Raw genomic sequence first — 22,364 nt, forward strand, 5'->3', positions numbered from 1 at the left:
ATGGGGTGCGCTGTGGCTATGGTGCCGCCCACGCTGCTTTACAGGTAGGGACGGGCATAGCTTGAAACCGCCCTCCAGCCTGCGGGTTGGGGGGCGGTTTTTTTGTGGGGTTATGTTTGGGCGGGGGTGGGCTCGTTCTGGTAGTACTGGGCCTGGGCCTCCCAGAGGGACTGGTAGGGGCCGGGGGTTTCTACCAGCCGGCTGTGGGGGCCCTGCTGTACCACCCGGCCGCCTTGGAACACCAGGATATCGTCGCAGAACCGGCAGGAGGACAGGCGGTGGCTGATGTAGACGGCGGTTTTATCCTCCACGATGTCATTGAACCGGGTGTATACCTCGGCCTCGGCCTCCGGGTCCAGGGCGGCGGTGGGTTCGTCCAGCACGATAAAGGGCGCATCTTGGTAGAGCACCCGTGCCAGGGCGATCTTCTGGGCCTCGCCGCCGGACACCTCCACGCCGTCATCCTCAAATTCCCGGTATAGGCAGGTGTCCAGGCCCTGGGGCAGTTCGGCAAGGCGGGCGCCGAAACCGGCTTTTAGCAGGCATTCTTTGGCCCTGCGGCGGTCGTAGTGCTCGGAGGCGGCCACGTTCTGCCCCAGGGGCTGGGCCAGCAGCTTGAAGTCTTGAAACACCACGGAGAACAGGGACAGGTAGTTATCGTAGCGGTATTTGCGGATATCAATGCCGTTGAGGAGGATCTCGCCCTGGGTGGGGTCATAGAGGCGGCAGAGCAGCTTGATAAAGGTGGTTTTGCCGGAGCCGTTTTCCCCCACCACCGCCAGCCGGGCGCCTACGGGGAACTTCATGGATACGTGGCGCAGGGCCCAGGTACTGGTGCCGGGGTAGCGGAAGGACACGTCCCGGAACTCGATCTGGTAGTTGCGGTCGGCGCGTTTTTCGGTGGTCAGGCTGCCCTGGTACATCCGGTTGGGGATATCCAGAAAGGCAAAGGTGGACTGGAGGAAACCGGCGTTGGTCCGCAAGGCGCCCAGCACCTCTAACAGGCGGGTAAGCCCCTGGGCCAGCCCGGCCAGCGCGCCGGCATACTGGGTGACGGAGCCCACCCCAAAGGCCCCGCCCAGGGCCTTTAACCCGGCGAACAGGTAGATGGCGCCCACAAAGACCTGGGACACGGCCCCGGAACCGGCCCGGCAGGCACCCATGGGCCCTTTGGCTGCTTTGCCGATGGAGGATTTGGGGCCGAAGGAGTACTCGCCCTCCATATCCTCCCGCGCTTTGGACTCCAGGAACCGGTCCTGGGCATAGGTGCGGATGTCTGTGCCCCGGTGGCGCTCCCGCATACCGATGAAGTAGAGGAAGGTGAACAGGCGGTTCCCCTGGGTGCCGTCATAGCGGGCCCAGTAGCCCTGGGCCCGGTTGGACAGGGCCCCGGACAGCAGCACGGACAGCAGCAACAGCGCCGCCATGCCTGCCAGGCAGAGGGGGTGGTTGAGCCAGCCCAAGGGGCTGCCCGGAGGCACCGGCAGGGTGAAAAGGCTGACGGACAGGGCCACCGCGCCCAGAATGCGGCACAGGGCCCCTACGGCATCGGAGAGGAGGGTGTACAGCTTGGGCAGGCCCCAGCCGCTCCAGTTGCGGTCCTGCTGGATTTTGGTGAGCAGGGCTTGGGTTTTGGGGTCGTCTACGTCCTGGAAGTCCATGGCCAGGAGTTTTTCAAAAAACAGGCGGTTCCAGGTGGGGGTCTGGTGGCTGTGGGCCATGGTTTCGTCCCAGCAGCGGGCGGCCGCCTGTAGGGCGCCCATGCCCGCTGCAGAGGCCAGCAGGGCCAGGAGCATGGCCCAGACCTGCCCGGCATCCCCGCCGCCGGCAAGGGCGTTTACCAGCCGGGCCGTGAAGTACAGGGGCAGGTAGGGGGAGAGGGCATCGACTGTTTGCCGTAGGGCGGCGGAAAGGAGGAGCATGGGCTCGGCCCTCCACCAGATGGCGAAACCCCGGCGGCTGTAGGATAGGGCCTGCCAGAAAGACAGGCGCGGGTTTTGTGTGTCAGGCATCTTCCATAGCCCCTTCCTGATAATATTTGCTTTGGATGTGGAACAGGTAGGCGTACCGCCCGCCGGCTTTGAGTAGCTCTTCGTGGGTGCCTTCTTCGGCGATACCGCCGTTTTCGATAAGCAGCACCCGGTCGCAGAAACGGGTGGAGGCCAGCCGGTGGGAGATGTATACGCTGGTGCGGTCCCCGGTGAGGGTGTTGTACTTTTGGTACAGGTCGCTTTCGGCGATGGGGTCCAGGGCGGCGGTGGGCTCGTCCAGCACCACCACCGGGGCGTTTTTATAGAGCGCCCGGGCCAGCATCAGCCGCTGTAGCTGCCCGCCGGAGAGGTCTACGCCGTCCAGGTATACCTCCCGGCCCAGATGGGTGTCCTCTTTTTGGGGGAGCTCCCGGATTTTTCCGGCGACGCCGGCCCGCTCCAGGCAGTCCCACATCCGGGGGAGGTCTACGGTGGTGGACTGGGCTACGTTCTCGGCTATAGTGCCCGCCATGATGGAGAACTGCTGGAACACGGCGGAGAAGTGCCGGTAGTAGTCCCGCCGGTCAAACTGGCGGATATCGGCGCCATCTAGCAGCACCTGGCCTTCGGTGGGGTCGTACAGGCCGCACAGCAGCTTGATGAGGGTGGTTTTGCCCGCGCCGTTATGCCCTACGACCGCCAGTTTTTCCCCGGGGCGGATGGTGAGGTTGACGTGGGAGAGGGTATCTTCCCCGGCGCCGGGGTAGCGGAAGGACACGTCCCGCAACTCCAGCCGGTACAGGTGGCCCGCTTGGACCGGCAGGGGCTTGCCGCCGGCGAAACGGAAGGGCTCGGACGTTTCCAGAAAGCTGCGCAGGGTGGACAGGTCCAGGCTTTGCCGGTGCAACTCGCCCAGGCCGGTGAAAAGGCCGGCCACCCACTGGGTAAAGCCGCTGACGGCGGTGAAATAGAGGACGAATTGGGCGGCGGTCAGGCGGCCCTCCAGGGCCATGGCGATGAGCAGGCCATAGGCCACGCCGTTGCGCAGCAGGGCCAGGGTAACATCCAGCAGGCCGGCCCATAACTCGTGGCGGCAGGCGCGGGCGTAGAAACTTTGGTAGAGGCGGATGTACTTCTCGTACAGCTCCGTCAGCCAGGGGCCGATGCCGAAAATGCGGATATCCTTGGCCAGCTTGATATCCTGGCTACGGGAAAACATATACTGGGATTTATGCTCCAGGGCGGATTCCTCCTCCCGGTGGCGGTAGCGCCAGGCGCGGATGTGCTCGCCGGCAAAATACCCGGCAGCGGACAGGCTCACGCACAGCAGCGCCAGCCAGGGCCCGACCCGGATGAGCAGCAGCAGGTAGAGGAGGAAACAGGCGGCATGGGTAAGCAACTCTACCAGGGTGGTCCAGATATGCTCGCCGGCGCTGCTGTTGTCGCCCAAGCTATGGGCGGCTTTTTCCGTCAGCTTAAGGTAGCCCGGATCCTCGGTATGGGGGTAGGCGGTGCGGCAGAAGGCCATGTGCACGTCCAGGCCCAGTTCGCTGCGCAGGTGGATGCGCCCAAAGATGGCGTTGGCCTCCAGATAGCCCCGCAGGGTGCGCACGCCTACCATGCCGGCGGTGAACCACAGGATTAGGGAGGCCAGGCGGCCGGGGCCCGCGCCCTGCCCGATGGTATCCAGGATGGCGGGCACCACGAACAGCTCCAGCAGGCTGGCCGCCGTGCCGCAGAGGATGAGGCCCACACAGATGGCCAGGACGCTTTTGCAGCCCCGCCAGGCCCGGCGGATCATAAAGGCGCAGTTGGACGCCATATGGTAGGCGGGCTTTTGTGTTTTTTCTTTTGCGTTTTCCATATTCTTCACCTCGTGCTTAACTATATCACAAAAACCCCCGGCTGTGTGGGCCGGGGGCTGAATGGTTGCGGTGGGGGGCTGAACGGTCAGGGGGATGGCGGGGCGGCTGGCTGGGGGAGCAGGATCTCGGTGGTAAACGCGCCGTCCTCGCTGTTGCGGGAAAGGTAGCCCCCCAGCCGCCCCACAATGGCATCCATGCGGCAAAGGCCAAAGCCGTGGCCCGCCCCCTTGGTGGAGCGGAACCTGCCTTGCAGTTTGGGGCGCTTGCCGCAGGCGGTGAAATTGGTGAAGGAGATGTAGAGCTGCGGGCCTTTCATGTCAATATACACCCGGATGAGCCGCTGCCCTTCCGGCAGGGCCAGGCTGGCTTCCATGGCGTTGTCGAACAGGTTGCCCAGAATGACGCACAGGTCCAAGGGGGAGAGGCGCAGGCTGACCGGGATGTTGGCGTCCGCCTGGACCGGGATGCCCCTGGCACGGGCCAGGGAGATTTTGCTGTTTAAAATGGCGTCTGCCATGGGGTTGCCGGTTTTTACCACGGTGTCTACGGTGGCGAGGTCGGTTTCCAGGCCGTCCAGGTAGGCGGTGAGGGCGGCCCAGTCCCCTTTGCCGGCGTGGGCCTTCATCACCTGGATATGGTTGTGGTAATCGTGCCGCCAACCCCGCATTTGGCGGTACATATTTTCCACCTCGGCATAGTGGATTTCCGTCAGCTCCCGCTGGTAGGCGGCAAGGCGTTTGTCCATGAGTTTGGAAAACAGGGGCATAGGGCATCCTCCTTACATCCGGTCAATGATGGCCCGGTTCAGCTTTTCGTACTGCCTGCGGGGCAGGGGGATGCGCTCGCCGGTGGCCAGTTCTACTTCGGTACGGCTTACCCGGCGGATGCAGGACAGGTTGAGGATGTACGAGCGCCCGACCCGGAAAAAGCGCTCGTCCAGCGCCTGGGCCAGTTCCCCCAAGGGGCGCTTGACCTGGTAGTCTTGCTGGGCGTGCACCGTCACATAGTTGTGGGACACCTCTAACCAGCGGATTTTGCCAAAAGGCAGGCGCACCGTTTCCTGGGGCAGCTCCAGGGTGAGGGTGGGCTCGTTTTGCTTGAGCCGGCTGACGGCCCGGCTGAGCACCTGGAAGAACTTGCCTTCCTCCACCGGCTTGACCAGGTAGTGGAGGGCGGCGACCTCGTAGCCCTCGGCGATGTAGTCCGTATAGCCGGTGATGAAGAGGATCTGGATATCCTCATTGGCCTGACGGACTTTTTTGGCCAGGGTGACACCGTCCATGCCGGACATCTCGATATCCAGCAGGAGCAGGTCAAAGTCCGCGTTCTCCTCGTAGCGGAAGAGGAAGGCCTCGGCGGAGGGGAACTGCTCGGTTTCCAGCAGCACCCCGGCGCGGGCGGCCCAGCGGGAGGCCAGGGAACGGATATGGCCGGCGGCGGCCGGGTCGTCGTCACAGATGGCAAAACGGTACGGCACGGATGGATCCCTCCTTGGGGGCAGGATGGTGGGGGCCGGCGTTCCGGCCGGCGGGGGGCTAGACCGTACGCAACTCGTAGAAAACCAGGTATTCGCTGCCGGTGGGCTCTTTTTGCAAATTGCAGGTTTGGGCGAAACTCCACTCTAAAAGCAGGCTGTGGCCCTCGATAAGCTGGCTGCGGAAAGCCTGCCGGATTTTGGGGACGTTTTCCAGGATCTTGGCGATCTCAGGGGCGGTGAGGAACCGGCTATTGCCGTGGAAGGCGGTTTGGCCGTCTTGTATCTCGATGGTCACTTCCCGGTCGGAAAGGGACACGAGGTTCCACAGGTCGGCCTTTACCGCCTCGATGATGACCTTTTGGCCCCTTACCTCCAGCGTGCCGCTTTTATTGGCCAGGAAATAGGGGTAGTAGACCACGATGCCGTTTTGTGCCAGGGAGCGCAGGAGCCCGGTGGCAAACAGCGTGGCCTCGCCGGCGGTGACCCCGACTTTCCGGGGGAGGTTCAGGTCGTCGCCCTTATATACGGCGCTGCGGACCGTCCAGAGGAGGCCGGCGTCCAGGGTTTCGGCGCCGGTGTATGCTTTCCAGGGGACGGTGGGTAGATTCAAATCATTTAGCTCAAAGAACCCCATCAATTTGTTCATCCAAATTCTCCTAAATCCCGATGATCTTGTTCTTGGAAAATTTTTCGTACTGGGAAATGGCGTAGGAGTCCATCATGCCGGCAATGTAGTCGCAGACAAGCCGCTTTTGCAGGCTTTCTTGGTCGCAGCCGGCTAAATCCGGGTACTGCCGCAACAACTCGCCCACACGGTACTCAGGGGGGAGGTACTTGGCGTCTTGGAGATAGAAACCCGCCAAAAAACGGAGGACGGTTTTTCCCTCGTTTTCATAGTGGTAGACGGCGTCATTGCGGTTGACGCAACGGAAAACCACCTTTTTCAGGCCGTGGATCAGCTCCGCGTACTGGACAAAGCCCAACTCTTTGCCTTGGGTGGTCCGGGTCTTTTCGGCCATGGACGCGGTTACGGGGACAAGGTCAATGTCGTTCAGGGCCAGGTTGATGATCCGGGAAACCAATTCTTGCCGGAACAGCTTGGAGAACTGGGCGGAGCCGATGGAGGTGCCGTAGCCGGACAGGGCGCGGGCCTCCGCCACGATCTCCTTCAGCTTGAGGAAGTTATCGCTGTCCCCGTAGGCGGCGCAGTACTCGTGGAGGATCTCGTCTATGGTGTAGGCCTTGATCCGCAAGCCGTCTTCCAGGTCATGGGCGGCATAGGCGATCTCGTCGGCGATGTCGACGATCTGCACATCCAGGGTGCGTACCTGCACCTGGTTCTCCTGCACCCATGCGGACAGGAGGGCATAGTCGGCATCGTAAATGAACTTTTGCCCTGCGTGGTCTTGCCGGAACTTTTCCGGGTCAAAGGTACAAAAGTATTTGGTGACCCCCAAAAGGGTGCGGTAGGTAAGGTTTAACCCCTGGAAGTTTGGGCGTTTACGCTCGATGGAGGTGAGGATGCGCAGGGTTTGGGCGTTGCCTTCAAAACCGCCCACATCCAGGAACAGGTCATGGAGGCAGGCCTCGCCCGCATGGCCAAAGGGCGGGTTCCCCAGATCATGGGCCAGGGCGCAGCACTCCACCACGTACAGTTCGGAGGCGTCATACTGGATCATTTCCGCGATGGAGCGGGAGATCTGGGCCACCTCCAGGCTGTGGGTGAGGCGGTTGCGGAAAAACTGGTCATTCTGGATGCCCAAAAGCTGCATTTTCCCCTGTAGCCGGCGGAACGCGGAAGAGTACATGACCCGCGCGTAATCCCGCTGGTACAGGCCGTTGGCCCGGTGGCGTTGGGGCTCGGTATAGTAACGGGACTCCATTGCCTCGGATTTCAATGGGTTCAGGTAATTCCTTTTTATGGCACCGGCATTTTTAACGAGCCTGATTTCTTCGGAAACCATTATATCCCTCCAGAAAATTGTTCTCAATTATAGTGTAGCTATAAGCCGCTTTGCGCCTTGCAAGTTTTGGCCCTACTGAAATATCCTTATGATATTTATAGTATAGCTGCAAGCCGCGTTGCGCCTTGCTAAATCGCCAAGGCGATTTGTAAACTTGCTTTGCAAGTTTTGGCCCTACTGAAATATCCTTATGATATTATAGTATAGCTGCAAGCCGCGTTGCGCCTTGCTAAATCGCCAAGGCGATTTGCAAACTTGCCCCGCAAGTTTTGGCTCTACTGAAATATCCTGCGGATATTATAGCATAGTTCCATGGGCTTGTCAAAAAGGGGGGACGGGGGTAAGGGCAGGGGCGGGACGCGGCAGCCGCCATGGCTTTGCGTCCCGCCCCTGTGTATTGGGCGCCTTTTATTTTAGGTATTTCCTTAATTTGCGGGCCACGGCCTGGGTGTCGATGGGCTTGGCCAGATGGTCGTTCATGCCAGAGGCCAGGCACTTTTGTATGTCCTCGGAAAAGGCGTCGGCGGTCATGGCGATGATGGGGAGGCCCGCGTCCGGGCGGTCCAGCTTGCGGATGGCCTCGGTGGTTTCGTGGCCGTCCATGACCGGCATACGCACGTCCATCAGGATCGCGTCATAATATCCGGCAGGGGAGGCTTGGAACTTGGCCAGGCAGGCCTGGCCGTTTTCTACCCAGTCCAGCTCCATTTCCAGGGGGGAGAGGAGCTCCCGGGCGACCTCCCAGTTGAGCTCGTTGTCCTCTGCCAGGAGGATGTGTTTCCCGCAGAGTATCTGGTCGGCGGGCTTTTCGGCGCAGGCGGTTTCTTCTGTGGAGGTGCCGGCAAAGGCTTGCAGCGCGTCCAGCAGGGAGGAGCGGAACAGGGGTTTGGAAACGAAACCGGCAACCCCGGCGCTGCGGGCCTCCTCTTCGACGCCGCTCCAATCGCAGGAGGCGAGCAGCAGGGCCGGGCCGGTTTCCCCGCAGCGCCGGCGGATGGCCTGGGCGGCCTCCAGGGCGCTTAGGCCGGGCAGGCCCCCGCCCAGCAGGACCAACTGGCAGGGGCTACCCCCAGTGAGCCGGTCGATGGCCTCCTCGGCGCTGAGGCACCAGCCGGCGCGAAGGCCCAGGGACTGCAAGGTGCGGGCGGTGTTGGTACACAGCCGCTCGTCCCCGTCGACAACCAGGATGTTCCAGTTGGGGAGGCGCGGACCGGCCGGCTGCCCGGCCCCTTTTGCCAGGTCCACCACCACATGGAACTCGCTGCCCTTGCCCTGCTGGCTGCGGACGGAAATGGAACCGCCCATGGTGTCTACAATACACTTGGTAATGGCCATGCCCAGCCCGGAGCCCTCTGTTTTTTGTACCCGGGTGTTGTCCTCCCGGCTGAAGGACTCAAAGATCACTTTCTGGTATTCATCTGACATACCGATGCCCGTATCGCTTACCAGGAAATGGGTGCGCACGCAGGAGGTGTCCTCCGGCAGGGCCTCCTGGTAGACGGTTACCTGGACAAAGCCGCCCTCCGGCGTGAACTTGACGGCATTGCCCAGCAGGTTGATGAGCACCTGGTTCAGCCGTACGCTGTCGCAGCAGACCTCTTCCGAAAGGATCTCGTAGGCGGCCGCGTGGAAGTGCTGGCGTTTTGCCTTGACCTGGGGCTGGATGATGTTGACGATGCTCTCCATGATCTCCCTTAAGGAGATGGGCTCGATGTTCAGCGTCATTTTGCCGCTTTCGATTTTGGAGATATCCAGCACGTCGTTGATCAGGCCCAGCAGATGTTTACTGGACAGGGAGATTTTGCGTAAGTAATCCTCCACCTGTTCCGGGTTGTGGGTGTTGTTGGCGGCCAGGGAAGTCATACCGAGGATGGCGTTCATGGGGGTGCGGATGTCGTGGCTCATGCTGGAGAGGAACTCCTGCTTGGCGGCATTGGCCTGCTCCGCCTCTTTGCGGGCGGCATCCATTTCGATGTTCATGCGTTTTAACTCGGCCACCTGGTCCCTGAATACCCGGAAATAGCGGAAGAACAGGTAGAGGAGCATGGCGATGACCACAAAAGAGGTGAAGTACACCAGGGCGATCCACTGGCTGCTCATGCCGGAAATGGCCTGGTCCAGCCGGTCGAAGGGCAGGACCGTGACCAGGTACCAGTCGCAGTAGGGGAGGTTGGTACAATACAGGTGGCGGCGGACCCCGCCGCTTTGTATGAGGGCCGAATAGTCGGCGCCGGCCTCCATAGCGGCGGCCATTTCGGCGACATAGGGGGCGGCTTCCTCGTCCTCGCCAATAAAAAGCTGATAGAGCCGGTCAAAATAGTTTTCCTGGGAACCTTCTGAGGAACTGTCCTCGTTGCCCACCACATAGCTGCCGTCCTGGCGGATGACAAAGGAATAACTTAGGGAGCTGTCGGAATCGAGGAAGAGGACCTGGCTCATGTATTTTGTGGAGAGCCCGACCACGATGGCGAGGCTTTCGTTGCCGCCGGCCATGGGGTAGGCGCAGGGGACGCCGAACAGGATGACGCCCTCGCCGTTGCTGTCAACGGCAGAGGCCGCTTTGCGCTCGCCGTTTTTCAGGCTCTCCAAAAAGGGCCCGGGATGGTTGAGGGTGACAGGGCCGCCATAGATCATTTCGATCTCGCCGTCAGTGGAATAGAGGGCGGCGCAGGAAAAGTGCCGGGCCGCCGCGCCGTATTCGATTTCCTCTTTGGAGCCGTAGCCGGCGGCGTCTTCGCCGGACGCAATATAGGCGATGGATTCCGCCATGGTCAGGCGGAGTTCAATGATGGTTGCAAAGTGCAAGGACACCTGCTCGTTCATCCCATGCATATAAGCCGTGCCGACATCCTCGATGGTGCTTTCGCCCGTTTTGTGGATGGACCACCCGAGGAAGGAAAACACGACAATAGTCAGGCAGATGATGACCGCTATGCTGATTTTTAATGAACGCGGTAAAGCGTTGTTGATCATATTTTTCCCTCTCTACAGTTTTTCGTAATGGGGCCGCCTGTGCGCGGCCCGGCCCACAGGTTAACCGCGCCTTAACCGGCTGATGGCCTGGAACATTTTGCGGGTGTCCACAGGCTTTGCCAAATGCTCGTTCATCCCGGCATCCTTTGCCATTACCACGTCCTCGTCAAAAGCATTGGCAGACAGCGCTATAATGGGGACATCCCCTGCGTCCGAGCGGTTTAGGCTGCGGATGACCCGCGCCGCCTCGTACCCGCTCATGACCGGCATCATCAGGTCCATGAGGATGCAGTCAAATGTCCCAGGGGCGGAGGCCGCGAAGGTATCGACGGCGGCCTTCCCGTTGCCAGCGCTTACCACTTCGGCGCCGGCTTTCTTTAGAATATACTCAACGATCTCACAGTTGATCTCGTTGTCCTCCACCAGAAGGACGCGCATACCGGTAATATTGTCCGGCACCTGCCAATCCTCCGCAGGGGGCGGCCCGGCCCAGGTTTCGTCTGACCGGATGGGCAGGGTGATTTGGACCACGCTGCCCTTGCCCACCTGGCTGCCGATCTCCACGGAACCGTGCATTTGGTCCACCAGCTTTTTGACGATGGACATACCCAGCCCTACGCCGCTGTAGTCGGTCCTGGCGCCCTGGTGCTCTTGGGTGAAGGGCTCGAAGATATGGGGCTGAAAATCTTCCCCAATGCCGATGCCGGTATCATCCACCACAAAACGGCAGGTTACGGCCCCGTCCTGACAGGAGAGCTCCTCTGCCCGGACAAACACGGAACCATGGGGGCGGTTATACTTCAGCGCGTTGTCGATGACGTTCATCAGGATCTGCTTGAGGTGCAGGGCGTTGCCGATGACCCGGTTATGGGGCAGGGCGGGGGTTTCCAGCTTGAGGCGGACGCCCAGTTCTTCTGCCTGGGGGGACAGGATGGTGATACAGTCTTTCAATATATCGTGCAGGTCAAAGGGCTCTTCCACGGCCGCAGGGCTGCCGCTTTCCAGCTTGCTGACCTGTAGGACATCGTTTACCAGGGAGAGCAGGTGCTCGGTGGACACGCGGATTTTCCGCCGGCATTCCTTTTGGCGCGCCGGGTCATCCGGGCTTTTTTCCAGGATGGCCAGCATACCCAGAATGCCGTTGATGGGCGTGCGCAGGTCGTGGGACATATGGGAGAGGAATTCGCTTTTGGCCGAGTTGGCATGCCTGACCCGCTCCAGAAGTTCCATGATGGATTGCTCCTGCTTTTTCCGGGTGACCATGGTTTCCGTAATATCCTGATGGTAGCCGTTGAGGCAGGCGCCGGGTTTTTGGAAGGTTTTATCCGGCACGCCGCCGCAGCGGACGTAGATTTTGCCCAAGGTGGGGTGGTTCCAGGGGTAGATCACCTCGGAGCGCCCGGTTTCCAGAATCTCCCGGACGGTTTCCTGCACCATGCCCACATAGTCCGGCTCGACGTTTTTGAACCAGTGCCGGTAGCAGTCCTCCGGCGAGATGCTGTCCGGCACGCCCAGAAGGATCCGCATGGTGCGGTCTGCGTACATTTTGGGCGGGCAGCCCTCTTCCAGCTCGATGGTCCAGATGCCGGTACGGGCACCCTCCAGGATATCTTCCAGGCTCTGCCGGGCCTCCAGCCGGTATTTTTCCTCCTGGTCCACCACGGCGTTTACATCCCGCAGTGCGAAAATGGCGCAATTGTCTTTGCGGGTATTCCCGGTGGCGGAAAAATGCATTTCCAGATGCTTGAGCCCGGAGGGGCTTTCCTGTACCTGATAGCGGAAGGAAAGCTTTTTCTTTGCCCGCAGTTGAGCCAGCACATAGTCCTTTTTCGTCACGGCGCGAAACCGTTCCTGGTCCTGGGGGGCTACGTAGCGGGCAATATAGTGTTCCATGGCGGTCTGGTAGCCGTTCCTAAAATGGGCGGCCCAGTCCATCCCCGTGCGCTGGCCGCTGCGGTAGACCTCGCATTCGCCGGTGTCGAAATTTACCTGGTAGATGCACAGGTAGTCCACGCTAAGGGCATGGAGCACGTTATAACTCTGTTTTTGGAGCGCCCGGAACAGGTTGCGCCGCTTGAGGGAGGACACGATGAAGTGCGCCGCTGTTTGGAGTATATTGGACGCGTATTCCAGGGACTTGACAGGGGGATTGTCTACCCCGTAGAAACCGATGGCTTTTTTGCCGTCGTACAGGGGAACCACCACAAGGGAGTGGATGCCCTGCCGTTTTAGGTTATGGTACTGGAGGGGGTCGGTTTCCCGGATATCCTCCAGATGCTCGATGACGATATGTTTGCCGATGCTGAAATTCCGGTACCAACTGGCGCATACCGCGGAAGGGACGTTTTGCAGGTTGTCTTTTTCCGGCGCCACGCCTTCGGCCGCCCACTCGTAGGTGTTGTCGTCGCAGCCGGACTCGTTCTGCTCGAATATGTAGGTGCGGTCCCCGCTTAGCGCTTTGCCCAGGTGTTCCAGCAGCACGGCCAGGGACTGGTCCGGGGTGTCCTCCATCAAAGCGACGCGGAGGGCCTCATTGATGATGGCCTCCAGGTTCTGCACGCTTTGCACATCACTATGCTGCTTATGGGTTTCATCCAGCGGGACGCCGCCCCCGGCACCTTTATAATCCATCCGTCCGTCCTCCCAATTAATATGCTTTCCGGCCGTAACAGCCTGTAGCGGAGCCAAGAGTCTGTTTTAAAACGCCGAAACGCCGTCTATTTTGCCCCAAAACGGTGCTTTCCGTGTCAAAAATCCTCGAAAGGCAGCAAGCCTTTCTGGCGGCAAGCCTTTCTGGCGGTTTTTCCTTGAAAGCCCTCGTTTTTTGGACAAAAATCCGGCATTTCTCCGGTTTTAAAACAGACTCTAGCGTGGAGGGCCATTTTACCAGAAAGCACGATGATGTTTTGCTGTATCCCTGCATCCTGGCGACAAAGCCAGGCAATCACTGTAATAATACCATGTAGGCCCAAGCGTGTCAATGAAAAAAGTCGTAGAAAAAATTGCATACTGGGCGCGAAAAAAAAGCACTTCCCATAATAAGGAAACTGTGCTATACTGGGTGGGAAAGTCCATCGCCTGCTGGTACGGCGCGGTATGAAGCAGCCGGACGGAGGGCTCGTGTGGCTTTTATTCTGTCTATAGGACAAAAAATATGCAGAAAAGGAGCAAGAAGGACGTGAAGGGTACGAAAGTGGACTCCCGTGGCAACCGGGGGATGAAACGGAGCTTAAACAGGCGGATATTGCGGAACACCATGCTCAATATCCTGACTTTGGTGGTTATATGCTGTATCATTATGGCCATGTCCTTGCAGTCGCTGGCCAACAGCATCTTGCTGGACAGCTTGCAGCCCATGGCCCGGCAGTCGGCCAAGACGGTGGAGAGCAACATCCATATGCTGGCTGACCGGATGATGACGATTGCCGGCGACCCCCGGCTGGGCGGAGCCACCCCTTTGGATACTGCGGCGGCCCTGGAAAACCGCGGGGCGGTACTGGAGGAAGCGGCGGAGATCTATGAGCTTTATACGATCGCCCTCTATGGCCTGGACGGGCGGCTGGTACAGGGGACCGGCAACGCGCCGGAAAACCTGGACAGCAGATTTTTTGCCCTTTTAAAGGAAACGGACAATTTGACCATCGACTCCAGCACGATCTTCCAGGGCAAACTGGGGATAACCATTGGGATGCCGGTGAAGGCGGAGGGGGAAACCGCCCTTTATGTGATGGGCGTATATAAATATGACCTGCTCAACGATGTGATCAGCAGCATTAATTTGGGCAGGAGCGGTATGGCCTATATGGTCGACCAGAACGGGGTGGTTACAGGCCACCCGGACCAGTCCCTTGCCCTGGGCCAAAGCACCCTGGTAGAGCTGAGCGGCGGCAACGGGGACGCGGTGGAGCGGGTTACTACCGGGGAAACCGGGGCGGTGGAGTTCCCCATAAACGGGGAACAGATGCTGGTGGCCTTTTCTCCCATCCGAGGTACCCAGTGGTCGCTGGTCATCCAGATACCCAAGGCGGACTACGGCCACATTATCAACGGGGCCATGCTCCTGTCGGTTTTGGCGACCCTGGTGGGCCTGGTCATCTCCGTGCTGCTGATCTTGCGGTTTGCCCGTTCGATCTCCCGGCCGGTGAAGCAGGTGACGGGCCGGATGGTGGCCCTTTCTGACGGGGACTTGCACACGGAGGTGCTGGCGGTCAGCACAGGGGATGAACTGGAGGTTATGACGCAGACCCTGGACACCACGCTGGAAAGCCTGAACCGGTACATATCCGATATCCAGCAGGTGCTGACCCATGTGGCGGAGGGCGACCTGCGTACCGGGCCCCAGGTGGAGTATGAAGGCGATTTCGCGTTGATTCGCGGCAGCCTGTGTACCATTACGGAGTCTATGAATGAAACGCTTTTGGGGTTCCGCGCGGCCGCGGACCGGCTGACCGCTATGGCGGAGCGGCTGAGCGGGCAATCGGTGCAACTGCACCAGGCCTCTTTGGAACAGAATGAATCTACCGAGGAACTGGTGCAGGAGGTGGCCAACGTGAAGGAGCGGCTGGCCGGGGTGACGGAAAGCAGCGGCCAGACCAGGGCCCAGACGGAGGAGATCACCCGGCGGATAGAAAGCGCCAACCGGCAGATGGCCGCCTTGTCATCGGCAATGGATGACATCAGCGCCAACGCGCAGCAGATAACGAAAACCGCCAAGGATATTGAGGATATTGCGTTCCAGACCAACATCCTGTCCTTGAACGCCTCGGTGGAGGCGGCCCGGGCGGGGGAGGCCGGGAAGGGCTTTGCCGTTGTAGCCAACGAGGTGAAACAACTGGCGAATAAAAGCGCGGAGGCTGCCCAAAGCGCTACCCAGATGGTGGACAACACCAAGGCGATTATACAGACGGGCGTGGAACTGACAGCGGACACTGCCGGCTCTTTGCAGGCGATTTCCGACGTTTCCACCGAGATCAGCCGGATATCGGACCAGTTGGCGGCGGCCGTGCAGGGGCAGGAAAGCGCGCTGGCCACGATGGAGGAGAGGATCGCGGCGATATCGGGCATTGCGGACCGCAACCTGCAAAACGCGGGGGAAACGGAGCAGTCCAGCGGTTCGCTGGCCAAAGAGGCGGAGTCGCTACAATCCCAGGTACAAAAATTTATTTTGAAGGAGAAGGACAAGGGATGAAACGGATCATGGTTATGGTGGTAAGCCTGCTGCTGGTACTGTGGCTGCCGGCCTGCGGGGACCAGGCAGGGCTTAAGGACGGGTATTATACCGCCCAGGCATCCGAATTCAGCCATGGCTGGAAGGAATACATCACCATTTTGGTGAAGGGGGGGAACATCCTCTCGGTAGAGTATAATGCGGAGAATGCCAGCGGGTTTATCAAGAGCTGGGATAACGCGTATATGCAGAATATGCTCCACTCTAATGGCACCTACCCCAATGAATACACCCGCTATTATGCCAACCAGCTTTTGGATGGGCAAGGCGAAGGGGGCATTGACGCGATTACAGGGGCGTCCTCTTCCCACAAGTCTTTCCAGATACTGGCGCAGGCGGTGCTGGAACAGGCACGCCGGGGGGATTCCAGCATTGCGATTGTGGACACGGGGCATTAAGGGTTTCAGGAGGGGCACCGCTTGAGACGGGTGAAAGGGAGCCCGGCGGGCTATATAGCTGGGGCGGAAAGTTGCCAAAAGCGGCTGCACGGGGATCGTCTGGATCACGCGGAGTAGGCGAGGCTTGGGCAAGGGATTTGCCTAGACTATCTTTAATATTTAATTTTAGAAAAGGCAGGGCCCGCCGGGGGATCACAGGCGGGCCCTACCTTTTTTGGGGGGCAAGCTTTTATAGGGGATGGTTTTTGGGAGTGTCTAAAGTGGAGAGTTTAAAAGTGAGGTTCCAGCAGGCAAATGGTAAAAGTTTCGTCGCCTCACCTGCCGGTTCGGTCGGCTCGTGACGGCCACCCCCGGTGGCCCTCGCCCTTTTCAAGGGTTGTGGGGTTCTTAGGGGGCGACAATCGCCGGTGGCGATTGCCCGTCGCCGACCGAGGCGGCAGCCGAGAACCAGAGCCCAAGAGTTGGCGTAGCCAACTCTCCGCCGCCGGAGGCCAAAATTTCGTCATAAACTCTTCTTTTGGACGCGCTCTTGCTTTTTATAGGCTTGACAAAACCCGGAAATGGGTATATGATGGAAGAAAGCATTTTGATTTGTGCCGCTTATAGAAAGATTTTATACTTTCAGCCATGGGAAGGCAGGTGTAGGCCATGCCCTCCTTTGTGCTGGAAGTTTTTTTATTATCGATTATTTTGCATGGAGGTTACAGCATGGAACTGACAAAGGAACTGTTGGAAAAAATAGACCAGTGGGTGGACGCGCACATAGGCCGCCTGGTGGAGGACACCTGCACGCTGGTCCGCATCCCCAGCGTTTCGGACAAGGCCAGTGACGTTAAGCCCTTTGGCCAGGACTGCCGGGACGTACTGGAGAAGTATATGGAACTGGGGGTTTCTTATGGGCTGGAGGCACATAACTATGAACATTATGTGGCAAAGCTTTCTGTGCCGGAGAACCGGGGCAAGCCCAGGCAGATCGGCCTGATGGGGCACCTGGATGTGGTGCCCGCGGGGGAGAACTGGATCTACCCGCCTTATGAGGGGATCGTGCAGGGGGACTGGATCATCGGCCGGGGCTCTCAGGATAACAAGGGGCCCTGCCTGGCGGCCATGTACACGGTGCTCTGTTTGCGGGATTTGGGGATCCCCCTTCAATATGACGTTTGCGCCCTGGCCGGTGCGGATGAGGAGGCCGGTATGTGCGACGCGGCGTATTTTGCCCGGCAGCCGGGCATACCGGATTTGATTCTGGTGACGGACAGCGGGTTCCCGGTGTGCTACGGGGAAAGGGGCATTGCCAGCGGCTGGCTGAAGTCCCGGCAGGGGCTTTCGGGGAATATCCTGGGGCTGCGTGGCGGGAGCGCCACCAACCAGGTGCCCGACACGGCGGAGATCACCCTGCGGATGACCCCGTACCTGGAGAAGAAATGGGAGGCGGTCCCCCATCTGGACGCGTGCCGGGACGGGGAGTACCTGGTGGTGACCGGCCACGGAAAGGCGGGCCACATTGCCATGGCCGGGCAGGCGGCCAACGCCATCGGCGTACTGCTGGGCCAGATACTGGACGCGGGGCTGGTGGAGGACGTCGGCGACAGGGAGATACTGGGGAATGCGGAGCGGATCATCAACAGCCCACAGGGGCAGATCTTCCAACTGTCCGGCCAGCGGGAGATAGCGGAGGATGTGCGCTATGGCTGCGGCGTGGCGGAACTGGAGGACGGGAAACTGAAGTTCTCCTTTAACCTGCGCTGCCCGGTAGCCCTGGATGAGACCCAGGTGCTGGAAAAGGTGGTAAGCTTTGGGGGGCAGGCGGGCTTTGAGCCTGTGGAGCCCAGGGTTTTGCCCTCGAACTATTTCCCCAAGGAGCGGCCGGTCATCCAGATACTCAACCGGGTATTTAACCAAGTGACCGGGCTGGCGCTGGAGCCCCAGATTTTTGTGGCGGGTACCCATGCCCGGAAACTGCCGAACGCGGTGGCGTACGGCCCCGGCATCCCGGACCAATCCTATTATGCGGGGAAACGGGAGATGTTCCCGGAGGGCCACGGCGACTGCCATATGCCGGACGAGGCCCAGTCCATCCCAGCCCTGAAGGAGGCTTTGCGTATCTACATCAGGGCCGTCATAGAACTGGACGGGGCTGCGCTGTCAAAGGGGGGAGAGCAGTGAACCGGGACGGACGTATCGCACGGGTACAGGGGTTCTTGAAACCGGGCCAGGGGGCGCTGCTGACAGAGTACGCCCACCGGGTGTTCCTGCTGGGGTTTCCCTCGTCGGCGGGGACCATTTTCCTCACAGCGGAAAAGCGCTTTTTTCTGGTGGACTTCCGCTATATAGAAATGGCCCGGAAGATAGGGGCGGGGTTCCGGGTGATCTTGCAGGAGGACATGGCCGCCCAATTACAGGCTTTGGCCGTTGAAAACGGCATTACCGGGGTTTTGACCGATGGGGAGGCCCTGACGGCCGAGGGGTTTGAAACCATCCGGCGCAACCTGGGGCAGGGGATCTTACAGGAGGGGCCGGAACTCTCGGCCTTTTTGCGGGAGCTGGAAAAGGAAAAGACGGAGGATGAATGGGCCTGCCTGGAGAAAGCCAAGGGGATCGCAGCCCGGATAGAAAAGCGGTTTGGCCGCTTTGTGCGGGAAGGGGCCTCCATAGAAAGCTTACGGCGCAGGCTGGGGCTGATACGGGGGGAAGAGGGGGACGAAAGCCGTACCTTTGCCGCCCAATTTGCCGTAGAGGGACAGGATGGGCCTACCGGCCCTCTGGCGGCCCTGCAGGCGGGCAGCAGCCTTTCCGTCCAATTTACGGTGACGGTGGGGTTGACGTCCTGCCGGCAGGAGATGCGGTTCCCGGTAAAGGGGCTGCTCCCGGTGCCGGCCCAAAGCCGCCGGGCAGCCCTGGGGGAACTGCTGTGGGAGGCGCACAGCGCTGTCCTTCTTTGCAGCCGGCCCAATATCCGCTATTACCTGGGGGTGGACCCGGGCAGGGGCGGGAGGCTGCTCTTTACCGGGAAGGATATCCTCCTTTGGGGAGAGAAGAGAGTGGATCTCCCTGGGGTTACGTGGCTGCCCGGCCAGCAGCGGAGGGCTTACCTGGCAGGGTTTGTGGCGCGGGAAGGGATCCGGGCGATTTACGCCGAAGAGGGCATCCCCCTGAAATGCCTGGACGAGTGGAAAACGCTTCCCTGCCGGGTATGCCCCAGCGGGGAACTGGAGGCGCGCATCTACCGCAGAAGGAGCGTGAAGGCGGCGGAGGAGCTGGATCGCTTACGGGCGGCCCAGGCTGTGACCGACCGGGTATTTCTGGAATCCCTCCACTACATCCGGGCGGGGATGAGCGATGTAGAGATACAGCGGATGATCGGGCTGCTCTTTTACGAGATGGGCTCCCAGATGGACGCTTTTAACCATGTGTGCGGCTGCGGGCCGGATACCTCTTTGCCCCATGTGCGGCCAAGCGGGCGGATTGCCCAGCGGGGGGACCTGGTGATGCTGGACATTGGCGCCCAGGTGGACGGGTATGGGTCTGACATGACCCGCATGGTGGGCATTGGGGAAGTGGACGGGGAGAAACGGGAAATCTACGCTCTGGTTCTAGAGGCGCAGGAGGCGGCTATCCGGGCGGTACAGGCGGGCGCCGTGTGCCGGGATATAGACGCGGCGGCCAGGGACGTCATTGGCGGCAGGGGGTATGGGGCGTATTTCCTTCATGGGCTGGGGCACCCTGTAGGAAGCGGCGGGCGGGAAGGCCCGCGGTTCAGCCAGGGCGACAGGAGCACCCTGCGCCCCGGCGTGGTGATGACCGTGGAACCGGGGATTTACCTGCCGGGCAAGTTTGGGGTTCGCATAGAGGATATGGTCTATGTGGGGGAGCAGGGGACGGAGAACCTGACCCACAGCACCAAGGAACTGATTTGTGTGTAACGGCTGAAGGAGCGGGGCCCTATGGTTGGGGCCCTGCTTTTTGTAGGGGGGGCTTTCATCCGGCGGGCAAGGGGGCCGGCGGTATGGCGGCAGCTTTGCAGCGGGAAGGTTAGGGGACAAGCGTTTATCACATTACAATAAAAACGGCAGGTTGGGCTTGCCATTTGGATAATTTCATGGTAACATTATAAATTATAATAGAATTATTACAAATTACAGGGCGTTCAGGGCAGGAGGGGTGACGATGCGTATTTTTTTCCGTAAAAACACGTTTGCCAATATAATTATCTCCTATCTTATTGTACTGGTGATCCCGTTGATTTTTGGCGTGTCCTTTTTTGTGACGACCTTGGGTATCACCCGGAGAAGCGTGGACGAGGCCAACCTGTCTGTACTGGACAATGTGCGGGACAACATGAACATCAGCCTTTCGGGTATTAGCAACATGATGCGTGCCCTGCTTAACGACAATGCCATCACCAGCCTGTCCAACAAGGCCAGCTATACGCCCCAGGACTATAATATGATGGACGGATTACAGAATATCCTCTCTATCTCCCTGGTTTCCAACTCCTATATTGATGACATCCTGATTTACTTCCACAAGTCGGATTTTGTGCTGAGCAGCAAAAGCTACCTGCATTATATTGGGGATATGACCGGCTATTCCTCGACGGTGGGGCTGGACATCGCCGACTTTATTGAGCAGGTGAGCATCACCGACAACTATACCCTGCGGCTGGTGAATTCCAACGCGGGCCCTGCGGCGTTTATTACCGCCCTGGGCACATCCCGCACCGGCACCAACGACGTGGTGACCATTTTGGTGCGGCTGAAGTCCAGCCTGCTGGCGGATATGATGGTTTCGGACGACTGTTCTACCTTTTTGGTGGACGCCTCGGACAATACCCTGCCTGCCCAAAAGGGGGCATGGGTGCGCAAAGAGAATGGCGTCTGGGCTTTGGAGGGGGACAGCGGCGGCAGCCAGCGGATTGAAACCGAGGACCATGTGTTTCAGATCTGTTATGTCCGGTTTGTGCCCTCAAGGATCTACTTCCAGAACTTTTCTACGGTATGCCTGCTCTTTGTGGCTTTTCTTGTGCTGTGCCTGGGCTGCGGGCTGCCCTTGGCGGTTTCCACTGCCCGGCGGAGTTACCATCCCATTCAGGAGATCCTGTCTTTAGTCCCGCAGCCCCATGGTACCCAGGATGTGGATGATTACCGGGTGATCCGCTCCTCCCTGACCGCTTTGCTGCAAAAAACGGAGGACTATAAGGTGGAGCGGGACAACCGGGCCATCACCCTGCGCAGTTACCTGCTGTACCGGCTGCTGAACGGCGCGGATATGAAGGAAAGCGCCTTTCTGGCGGAGTGCCGCAAGTGTGAAGTGCCTTTTGAGAACACCTGTTTTTTGCTGATGGGGTTCTCCATAGAAAACGGCAGCAACCTGTTTTTTGAGCAGAACGACAGCGTAAACGAGGATATCTCCCATTTCCTGTCGGTGGCCATTACCAGTGTGCTGCGGGATGTGTTTACGGAGGATTACAGCTTTTTTACAGCGGAGTTTAAGGATGCCTGGTATGTGGTGGTGAATGTAAATGCCCGGCTGGACCGGGAGGTAGTGGTGGATGAAATTAAGAAAAGCTGCCTGATGGCCGCCGACCGGCTGGACGCGGATTTCCGCGTGATCGTTTCCATTGCTGTGAGCAATGTGCATACGGGGTACCAGAAGATCCGCCGTTGCTATGCGGAGGTGGAGGAGATCGCCCGGCAACAGGAATGCCAGAAACACTCGGCCTATGTGACCCAGTACAACGAACTGGCACGCCTGAAACAGGAGGCGGATATGCAGGCGCCCGGCCGCCTGGCACCTTCTGTTTCGGGAACCAAAAAGGAGAGTAAAAAGGGGGTGAATGTCCAGGAGATCAGCGCCTACATTGACGAGCATTACTCGGAGCCGGATTTGACTGTGGGCGCCCTCTCGGAGCGCTTCCACATGACGGCCGCCAACCTGTCCCTGCTGTTTAAGCGGCGGCTGGGGCTGCCACCGCTGGAATACATCCAGCTTAAGCGGGTCAGCGAGGCAAAATTGCTTTTGGACACCACCCAGATGAAGGTTTCGGACATTGCTAAAAGTGTAGGATACTATGACTCCCGCCCGCTTATCCGGGCTTTCCGGCGGATAGAGGGGGTTAGCCCCGCCGAATACCAGGAGCAGAAACGGCCCGGATAGCCCTTGCTGAAAAACCCCAGAAACACCATGAGCCTGTTTTCTTTATGAAAGCAGGCTCATTTTTATCATATAGTAAGCCATAATTTAACGTGTGGGAGGGCGGTTTTTTACAAAAAAGGTATATATCCTCAATATTTTGTAAAAATACGGCCTGTTTTTGCCAATTATAGACGAATTGTGAAGAAAAAGTAAGGGAAGGAGGGGTTGTGTGTTTTGCACAGGCTAAATTCTGGCTATTTAACAAATTTGTTGTTTGTGCTAGAATGGGGCCAGGCTGAAAGACAGAAACCCGAATGGTAAGCAGACATACCTAAATTAATTTGCATAGAAAGGA

General features: G+C 59.4%; 14 protein-coding genes. 5 read left to right on the forward strand and 9 right to left on the reverse strand.

Features of this window, described 5'->3' with window-relative positions:
* Positions 1-110: 110 nt before the first annotated feature.
* The 9 genes from U8U01_RS13415 to U8U01_RS13455 form a co-directional block, all read right to left on the reverse strand.
* Complete coding sequence (locus U8U01_RS13415; RefSeq protein WP_322175125.1) at positions 111-2,012, reverse strand: ABC transporter ATP-binding protein; 1,902 nt, start codon at positions 2,010-2,012, stop codon at positions 111-113.
* On the reverse strand, positions 2,005-3,834 hold the full coding sequence (locus tag U8U01_RS13420; protein WP_322175128.1) for an ABC transporter ATP-binding protein: 1,830 nt from the start codon (positions 3,832-3,834) through the stop codon (positions 2,005-2,007). Before U8U01_RS13420 ends, U8U01_RS13415 begins: the two co-directional genes overlap by 8 nt.
* Before the next feature lie 86 nt (positions 3,835-3,920).
* Entirely contained in the window at positions 3,921-4,601 is a 681-nt protein-coding gene (locus U8U01_RS13425; protein WP_322175131.1) for a sensor histidine kinase, read from the reverse strand.
* Between the two features lie 12 nt (positions 4,602-4,613).
* Positions 4,614-5,312, reverse strand: coding sequence for a LytR/AlgR family response regulator transcription factor (locus tag U8U01_RS13430; RefSeq protein ID WP_322175134.1), 699 nt, complete (start codon positions 5,310-5,312; stop codon positions 4,614-4,616).
* Between the two features lie 58 nt (positions 5,313-5,370).
* Positions 5,371-5,958 carry a hypothetical protein gene (locus U8U01_RS13435; RefSeq protein WP_322175137.1) on the reverse strand — a complete coding sequence of 196 codons (588 nt, stop codon included), beginning with the start codon at positions 5,956-5,958 and terminating at the stop codon, positions 5,371-5,373.
* 10 nt (positions 5,959-5,968) lie between these two features.
* A complete protein-coding gene (locus U8U01_RS13440) occupies positions 5,969-7,195 on the reverse strand; it encodes a deoxyguanosinetriphosphate triphosphohydrolase family protein (RefSeq protein ID WP_322175139.1) in 1,227 nt (408 codons plus the stop codon).
* Positions 7,196-7,684: 489 nt separating this feature from the next.
* Positions 7,685-10,249, reverse strand: coding sequence for a response regulator (locus U8U01_RS13445; protein ID WP_322175142.1), 2,565 nt, complete (start codon positions 10,247-10,249; stop codon positions 7,685-7,687).
* Positions 10,250-10,309: 60 nt separating this feature from the next.
* A complete protein-coding gene (locus tag U8U01_RS13450) occupies positions 10,310-12,880 on the reverse strand; it encodes an ATP-binding protein (protein WP_322175145.1) in 2,571 nt (856 codons plus the stop codon).
* Positions 12,881-12,996: 116 nt separating this feature from the next.
* Positions 12,997-13,257, reverse strand: coding sequence for a hypothetical protein (locus U8U01_RS13455; protein ID WP_322175148.1), 261 nt, complete (start codon positions 13,255-13,257; stop codon positions 12,997-12,999).
* Positions 13,258-13,403: 146 nt separating this feature from the next.
* Between U8U01_RS13455 and U8U01_RS13460 the strand changes: the two genes are divergently transcribed.
* From U8U01_RS13460 to U8U01_RS13480, 5 genes are all read left to right on the forward strand, one after another.
* Positions 13,404-15,437: a methyl-accepting chemotaxis protein gene (locus U8U01_RS13460; RefSeq protein WP_322175150.1), complete on the forward strand. Its 2,034-nt coding sequence runs from the start codon at positions 13,404-13,406 to the stop codon at positions 15,435-15,437.
* Complete coding sequence (locus U8U01_RS13465) at positions 15,434-15,874, forward strand: FMN-binding protein (RefSeq protein ID WP_322175152.1); 441 nt, start codon at positions 15,434-15,436, stop codon at positions 15,872-15,874. The genes U8U01_RS13460 and U8U01_RS13465 overlap by 4 nt, the downstream gene beginning before the upstream one ends.
* A 708-nt stretch (positions 15,875-16,582) precedes the next feature.
* On the forward strand, positions 16,583-18,040 hold the full coding sequence (locus U8U01_RS13470; protein WP_322175155.1) for a Sapep family Mn(2+)-dependent dipeptidase: 1,458 nt from the start codon (positions 16,583-16,585) through the stop codon (positions 18,038-18,040).
* Positions 18,037-19,797 carry a M24 family metallopeptidase gene (locus U8U01_RS13475; protein ID WP_322175159.1) on the forward strand — a complete coding sequence of 587 codons (1,761 nt, stop codon included), beginning with the start codon at positions 18,037-18,039 and terminating at the stop codon, positions 19,795-19,797. The genes U8U01_RS13470 and U8U01_RS13475 overlap by 4 nt, the downstream gene beginning before the upstream one ends.
* 244 nt (positions 19,798-20,041) lie before the next feature.
* Positions 20,042-22,030, forward strand: coding sequence for a helix-turn-helix domain-containing protein (locus U8U01_RS13480; RefSeq protein WP_322175162.1), 1,989 nt, complete (start codon positions 20,042-20,044; stop codon positions 22,028-22,030).
* Positions 22,031-22,364 lie beyond the last annotated feature (334 nt).

It is taken from the genome of Acutalibacter caecimuris, from assembly GCF_034335085.1.
Lineage (GTDB): Bacteria > Bacillota > Clostridia > Oscillospirales > Acutalibacteraceae > Acutalibacter > Acutalibacter caecimuris.

Bases quoted from the DNA above. Each gene is read 5' to 3' on its own strand.
- U8U01_RS13425 (WP_322175131.1), bottom strand. From the start codon at position 4,601: ATGCCCCTGTTTTCCAAACTCATGGACAAACGCCTTGCCGCCTACCAG.
- U8U01_RS13465 (WP_322175152.1), top strand. From the start codon at position 15,434: ATGAAACGGATCATGGTTATGGTGGTAAGCCTGCTGCTGGTACTGTGG.
- U8U01_RS13480 (WP_322175162.1), top strand. From the start codon at position 20,042: ATGCGTATTTTTTTCCGTAAAAACACGTTTGCCAATATAATTATCTCC.
- U8U01_RS13450 (WP_322175145.1), bottom strand. From the start codon at position 12,880: ATGGATTATAAAGGTGCCGGGGGCGGCGTCCCGCTGGATGAAACCCAT.
- U8U01_RS13435 (WP_322175137.1), bottom strand. From the start codon at position 5,958: ATGAACAAATTGATGGGGTTCTTTGAGCTAAATGATTTGAATCTACCC.
- U8U01_RS13440 (WP_322175139.1), bottom strand. From the start codon at position 7,195: ATGGAGTCCCGTTACTATACCGAGCCCCAACGCCACCGGGCCAACGGC.
- U8U01_RS13460 (WP_322175150.1), top strand. From the start codon at position 13,404: ATGCAGAAAAGGAGCAAGAAGGACGTGAAGGGTACGAAAGTGGACTCC.
- U8U01_RS13470 (WP_322175155.1), top strand. From the start codon at position 16,583: ATGGAACTGACAAAGGAACTGTTGGAAAAAATAGACCAGTGGGTGGAC.
- U8U01_RS13445 (WP_322175142.1), bottom strand. From the start codon at position 10,249: ATGATCAACAACGCTTTACCGCGTTCATTAAAAATCAGCATAGCGGTC.
- U8U01_RS13455 (WP_322175148.1), bottom strand. From the start codon at position 13,257: ATGCAATTTTTTCTACGACTTTTTTCATTGACACGCTTGGGCCTACAT.
- U8U01_RS13415 (WP_322175125.1), bottom strand. From the start codon at position 2,012: ATGCCTGACACACAAAACCCGCGCCTGTCTTTCTGGCAGGCCCTATCC.
- U8U01_RS13420 (WP_322175128.1), bottom strand. From the start codon at position 3,834: ATGGAAAACGCAAAAGAAAAAACACAAAAGCCCGCCTACCATATGGCG.